This is a genomic window from Streptomyces sp. SID486, from assembly GCF_009865385.1.
Lineage (GTDB): Bacteria > Actinomycetota > Actinomycetes > Streptomycetales > Streptomycetaceae > Streptomyces.
Genome location: NZ_WWJT01000736.1, coordinates 1 through 967 on the forward strand (window position 1 = coordinate 1; position 967 = coordinate 967).

General features: G+C 79.3%; 1 protein-coding gene. It reads left to right on the forward strand.

The window, feature by feature from the left end; translation table 11 throughout:
* Positions 1-8 precede the first annotated feature (8 nt).
* Complete coding sequence (locus tag GT045_RS34365; protein WP_161336586.1) at positions 9-893, forward strand: class I SAM-dependent methyltransferase; 885 nt, start codon at positions 9-11, stop codon at positions 891-893.
* Positions 894-967 lie beyond the last annotated feature (74 nt).

A 967-nucleotide genomic window follows, 5' to 3' on the forward strand; every position in this document is an offset into this window, starting at 1 on the left:
CCGGACCGGTGACCGGAACCGGCGGCGGGGCCACCGTACGGCTGCGGGACGGCGGCCCCGAGGAGCCGCCGCGGTACGCGCCCGAGTGGCTGCAACTGCGCGAGAGCGCCGACGCGGCGGCCCGCGCGCGGGAACTGCTCGACCCGCTGCGCGTCCGGCTGTCCGGCGACCCGGGCCGCGACCGCGGCCGGGCCGTGCACGACCTGGGCTGCGGCACCGGCTCCATGGGCCGCTGGCTCGCGCCCCGCCTGGACGGCGCCCAGCACTGGGTCCTGCACGACCGCGACCCCTACCTGCTGCACTTCGCCGCCGCCTCCCCGCGCGCCGCCGCCGACGGCAGCCGCGTCACGGTCGAGACCCGGCGCGGTGACGTCTCCCGGCTCACCCCGGACGCGCTGACCGGGGCGTCCCTGGTGACCGCGTCCGCACTGCTCGACGTCCTCACCCGCGAGCAGATCGAGGCCCTGGCGGACGCGTGCACAGGGGCCGGCTGCCCGGCCCTGCTGACCCTCTCCGTCGCGGGGCGGGTCGAAATCGGCCCCGGGGATCCGCTGGACGCCGAGATCGCCGAGGCGTTCAACGCCCACCAGCGGCGCGACGGACTCCTCGGCCCCGACGCCGTCACCGTGGCCTGCGAGGCGTTCTCCGCACGCGGGGCGACGGTCCGGCTGCACCCGAGCCCGTGGCGGCTCGGGCCCGAGGAGGCCGCGCTGACCGAGCAGTGGCTGCGCGGCTGGGTGGGCGCGGCCGTCGAGCAGCGGCCGGAACTGCGCGGTCCCGCCGAGCCGTACCTGAAGGCACGGCTCGCCGCCTGCGCCGCCGGCACGCTGCGGGTCACCGTCCACCACACCGACCTGCTGGCGCTGCCCCGGCCGACAGGCGAGGCCGCGTGAGCACGCGGGGGGCGCCGGGTGCGACCAGGGCGACCCCGGCGGCCGACACCGGCGCCCCCGCGCCTGCGGCACCG